Source organism: Porphyromonas sp. HMSC065F10 (genome assembly GCF_001808555.1).
Classification (GTDB): domain Bacteria; phylum Bacteroidota; class Bacteroidia; order Bacteroidales; family Porphyromonadaceae; genus Porphyromonas_A.
Genome location: NZ_KV793766.1, coordinates 33,637 through 38,583, shown reverse-complemented (window position 1 = coordinate 38,583; position 4,947 = coordinate 33,637). Strand labels below are relative to the sequence as shown.

At 58.0% G+C, this 4,947-nt stretch carries 4 protein-coding genes; all 4 read left to right on the top strand.

Going from position 1 to position 4,947, the window contains the following annotated elements; all coding sequences use genetic code 11:
- The first annotated feature begins 437 nt into the window (after nucleotides 1-437).
- From HMPREF2890_RS02785 to gcvT, 4 genes are read left to right on the top strand one after another with little or no spacing between them, the layout of a single operon-like run.
- Nucleotides 438-1,052 carry a hypothetical protein gene (locus HMPREF2890_RS02785; RefSeq protein WP_070464990.1) on the top strand — a complete coding sequence of 205 codons (615 nt, stop codon included), beginning with the start codon at nucleotides 438-440 and terminating at the stop codon, nucleotides 1,050-1,052.
- Between the two features lie 18 nt (nucleotides 1,053-1,070).
- Nucleotides 1,071-2,474 carry a phosphoglucosamine mutase gene (gene glmM / locus HMPREF2890_RS02780; protein WP_070464986.1) on the top strand — a complete coding sequence of 468 codons (1,404 nt, stop codon included), beginning with the start codon at nucleotides 1,071-1,073 and terminating at the stop codon, nucleotides 2,472-2,474.
- Complete coding sequence (gene pepT, locus HMPREF2890_RS02775; RefSeq protein ID WP_070464983.1) at nucleotides 2,461-3,690, top strand: peptidase T; 1,230 nt, start codon at nucleotides 2,461-2,463, stop codon at nucleotides 3,688-3,690. The genes glmM and pepT overlap by 14 nt, the downstream gene beginning before the upstream one ends.
- 44 nt (nucleotides 3,691-3,734) lie before the next feature.
- Nucleotides 3,735-4,829: a glycine cleavage system aminomethyltransferase GcvT gene (gene gcvT, locus HMPREF2890_RS02770; RefSeq protein WP_070464980.1), complete on the top strand. Its 1,095-nt coding sequence runs from the start codon at nucleotides 3,735-3,737 to the stop codon at nucleotides 4,827-4,829.
- Nucleotides 4,830-4,947 lie beyond the last annotated feature (118 nt).

Below are 4,947 nucleotides of genomic sequence, written 5' to 3'. Positions count from 1 at the left end.
CGACTGAGAGGATGGTAAACCATGTGTTTAGCCCGGCGGTCGAGCCACGAAGTGGCGAAGACCCCGGGAAAGAAGACGCTCTTTAACATGCACGACCCCGTCAGGGTGTCGCACTTACCAGTCAGGCAATCAGTGCGACACCCTAGCGGGGTCGCTGAGATAGAGCCCCATCGTAACCCGGAGTCTTCGGGGCTGCGCCCCTCGACATCCGGGCTAAAAAACGGGCACCCCTGTCGGGGTGCTTCGTATCCCACTCTCACGACGAGTTGAATGACTTATGTAAAGATCAAATGCATCAGCCCTAAGTAAAGGGAAAAGAGGAGCGACTTAAGCCGATATTTTGCTACATTTGTATGGCATAGTGGCGGGGGTCGCCATTGACCCTGACGCTACCATTATTTGGAGTTACACTCTTAGACACTTTTTTATCCCCCAATATGAGACATCTACTCAGACCCACTCATCTGACGATCCTGATCCTGCTCTCCGGTCTGCTGTTAGTCAGCGGATGTGACAAGAAGCGCTTGTCCTACGTCGATATGATCAAGCAAGAGGAGGCGGAGGTGAAGCACTTCACCGACTCCCTCGGCATCCGGACCATCAAGGACCTCCCTGCCGACCTGATCACACCTGAGGGGACATTTGTCAAGATCAAGGAGGGACTCCTCATACGTGTAGTGGAGAAGGGGGCTCCCGTGACCGGCAGCCAGCGGGTCATCTCTGCTCGTATGGAGATTGAGGGCATCGGACCTCGCATCCCCAAGGAGTCGATCAAGAGGATGAGCAATGGCGGTCCCTACAGTGGCGGCACCGGAGCCCTCACCTTCGTCTACACACCGAAGGGAGAGGATGTGGTCCTTGATCCCAATCAAGATGCACAGGAGAGTGCCAATAACAACCTCCAGTGCGAGGCTCTCCTCGAGGCGGTCCGTCTCGCCGGCGTACCCTCTCGAGTGCAGGTCATCACTTCTTTCCGCCACGGGCCGATAGCCTTCTCCAAGGACGGCTTCGCCCTCTACTTCAAGGATGTCCGCTTTGAGTACAAGAAATAACCGGTAATCGATCATATCATGAGCCTTATCAAGTCCATCTCCGGGATCCGAGGCACCATCGGGGGAAGTGCCTCCGAGGGTCTCAATCCGATCAACATTGTCAACTTCACCGCAGCCTTTGCCACCCAGGCACGGAAAAACTCTCCCATACAGTCCAATAAGATCGTCGTCGGCCGCGATGCCCGTATGTCCGGAGACATGATCCAGCGGATCGTGATCGGCACGCTTCAGGCAGTCGGCTTTGATGTTGTGAATATCGGTCTCGCCACCACCCCGACGACAGAGTTTGCCGTCACCGAGGAGGGCGCCGATGCCGGCATCATCATCACAGCGAGCCACAATCCTAAGCACTGGAATGCCCTGAAGCTCCTCAACCACGAGGGCACCTTCCTCTCCGATGCCGAGGGACGAGAGGTCTATCGGATGGCTGATGCGGAGGACTTCACCTTCGCCGAGGTGGATCACATGGGACATGTGGAGCATAAGGACTACACCGACGCCCACGTGCAGATGGTGCTGAGCCTCCCCGAGGTGGACGCTGCAGCGATCCGCGAGGCAGGGCTCACCGTCTGCGCCGACACGATCAACTCCGTCGGCGGCATCGCACTGCCCCGCCTCTTTGACGCACTCGGCGTCAAGAGTGCCTACCTGCTCCATGGCGAGCCTACCGGGGACTTTGCTCATAACCCTGAGCCTCTGCCGCAAAACCTTATCGAGCTGGGGCAGTTGGTCAAGGAGAAAAAGGCCGATGTCGGCTTCTCCGTCGACCCCGACGTGGATCGCTTGGCGATCTTCTGCGAGGACGGCACCCCCTTCGGTGAGGAGTACACTCTCGTCAGCATCGCCGACTACCTGCTGAGCCTCTATCCGGGCAGCGACACCGTCTCCAATCTCAGCTCCACCCGTGCCCTCCGTGATGTCACCATCTCTCATGGAGGCACCTACACTCCGGCCGCTGTGGGAGAGGTGAATGTGGTGACAAAGATGAAAGAGGTGGGTGCACTCATCGGTGGCGAGGGCAATGGCGGAGTGATCTACCCCAAGGCTCACTACGGCCGGGACGCACTCGTCGGCATCGCCCTCTTCCTCACCATGATGGCAAAGCGATTCCTCAAGCCGACCCAGATCAAGGCACTCCTACCGCAGTATGCGATGGTGAAGAAGCGTCAGGACCTCACCGGGCTTGATGTGGACAGGATCTTTGACGAAATCAAGAGGGCGTATAAGGATCAGTCCATCACCACCATCGACGGTGTGAAGATCGACTTCCCAGACCGCTGGGTCCACCTCCGCAAGAGCAATACCGAGCCGATCATGCGGATCTATGCCGAGGCGCACACAGAGGCCGAGGCTGATGCGATAGCCGAGGAGATCATCTCACACTTTGCTCCCCACGAGACCAATCTCGATGCGTATAAGTAAGGAGAGCATCGTCAAGCGATTTCTACGCTACGTCTCTCTCGAGACCACGTCTGACCCCTCGAGCGAGGAGACTCCCTCCTCTGACAAGGAGTGGGACCTGGCGCACCTCCTCTGCTTCGAGCTTCGCGCTATGGGTCTCACCGCATCCGTAGACGATCACTGCTACGTCACGGCGACCATCCCTGCCGTAGGGATGACGAGTCAGCCGGTGATCGGTCTGATCGCCCACATGGACACTTCTCCGGATGCTTCCGGGCGCAATGTCAAGCCAAGGATAGTCCATTACGAGGGCGGAGAGATCCCACTTGATGAGACTGGTACAATCACTCTCAATCCACAGAAATTCCCCGAGCTGATACAGTACGTGGGGCAAGAGCTGATCGTCACCGACGGCACCACGCTCCTCGGGGCGGACGACAAGGCCGGTGTCGCAGCCATCATGGAGCTGGCGAACCACCTGACGACCCACCCAGAGATCGCTCACGGAGAGATCCGGATCGGCTTTACACCCGACGAGGAGATCGGCAGAGGAGCTTCACTCTTCGATGTGGAGGGGTTCGCTGCCGACTTTGCCTACACGGTCGATGGCGGAGCTGTCGGCGAGCTGCAGTACGAGAATTTCAATGCTGCCTCAGCCACCATCCACTGCCACGGGCTCAACGTCCACCCCGGCGATGCCAAGGGCAAGATGATCAACGCCATGCGTCTCGCCATGGACTTTGACAGCGCCCTACCCGACCAGCGGCCCTCCACGACTGAGGGGAGAGAGGGCTTCTACCACCTCACTGCGATGAGTGGCACCGTAGAGGAGGCAGAGCTGGAGTACATCCTCAGGGACTTCGATAGCGAAGCACTCGAGGAGCGCAAGGACACACTGCTCCGCACAGCGGCAGCGATCAACTCCCGCTACGACGAGGAGCGCATCACCGTCACTGTCCGCGACCAGTACCGCAATATGCTGGAGTGCCTGCTCTACCGGATGGAGATCGTCGATCACGCTGCCGAGGCGATGAAGCGGCTCGGCATCGAGCCGATCACCTCGCCCATCAGAGGCGGCACCGACGGGGCCACACTCAGCCACCGGGGACTACCCTGCCCCAACCTCTTTGCCGGGGGGCTCAACTTCCACGGCATCTATGAGTACCTACCCATACCCTCGCTCGTGATGGCCGCCGAGACCCTCCTCGAGATCGTCACGACAGAGGTGAGATCATAGTAAGCAACCTTTTTTATACAAAACTCAATACAAACTATCAATCTATGGAACTAAAGAAAACCCCCTTCCATGACATCCATGTCAAGCTTGGAGCCAAGATGACCAACTTCGCCGGCTACGATATGCCGATCCAGTACCCAGACGGCATCGTTGCTGAGCATATGGCAGTCCTTGAGAGCGTCGGCGTCTTCGACGTCTCCCACATGGGCGCCCTCTTCGTCAGCGGTCCCAAGGCAGTGGAGTTCCTCCAGAACGTCTGCTCCAACGACATCTCCAAGCTCACGGACGGCAAGGCGCAGTACAATTACTACCCCAATGACAAGGGTGGTATCGTCGATGACTTCATCGCATACTGCTTTGGGGACCACTACATGCTGGTCGCCAATGCCGCCAATATCGAGAAGGACTTCAAGTGGATCTCCGACCACAAGATCGATGGTGTGGAGTTGGAGAACCGCTCTGAGCGGATGAGCATCCTTGCCGTCCAGGGACCCAAGGCCAAGGAGACGATCCAGAAGCTCGTCGACATCGACGTCGATGCGATCCCCTACTACAGCTTCCACAGAGGGAAGTTCCACGGTGAGGAGGTGCTGGTCTCCAATACCGGCTACACCGGTGCCGGGGGCTACGAGCTCTACATCCAGGACATCAAGGACCCGGAGAACTTCTGGAACCAGCTCTTTGAGGCCGGTAAGGAATTTGACATCAAGCCGGTCGGTCTCGGTGCCCGTGACACCCTCCGCCTCGAGATGGGATTCTGTCTCTACGGTAACGACATCGACGACACCACCAATCCCTACGCTGCCGGTCTCGGCTGGACAACGAAGCTGATCGAGGGCAAGGAAAATCTCCCCGGTCGCAAGATCCTTGAGGAGGCTAAGGCCAATGGCACCAAGTACCGTCTCGTCGGCATCGAGCTAAAGGGACGCGGTGTACCTCGCGAGGGCTACAAGGTGACCGATGGCAATGGTAAGGAGATCGGCCACCTCACCTCCGGCACCATGTCTCCCGCACTCAAGAAGGGCATCGCCCTCGGCTACGTCCTCTCCGACTACAAGAAGCCTGAGACCCCCGTCGCCATCGAGATTCGTGGCAAGGAGGTAGAGGCTGAGGTGATCAAGCTCCCCTTCCGCAAGTAACGCACGACTAATCCCTTTTTATCCATAAGCACGTCCTTGGGTACTCCCCGGGGGCGTGCTTTTTTTGTCCTCACCCGCAGAGACTCAAAAAGACCTTTGCAAAATGGTCTTTCGCCGA

Coding starts and splice junctions, on each gene's coding strand:
- HMPREF2890_RS02785 (WP_070464990.1), top strand. CDS start 438: ATGAGACATCTACTCAGACCCACTCATCTGACGATCCTGATCCTGCTC.
- glmM (WP_070464986.1), top strand. CDS start 1,071: ATGAGCCTTATCAAGTCCATCTCCGGGATCCGAGGCACCATCGGGGGA.
- pepT (WP_070464983.1), top strand. CDS start 2,461: ATGCGTATAAGTAAGGAGAGCATCGTCAAGCGATTTCTACGCTACGTC.
- gcvT (WP_070464980.1), top strand. CDS start 3,735: ATGGAACTAAAGAAAACCCCCTTCCATGACATCCATGTCAAGCTTGGA.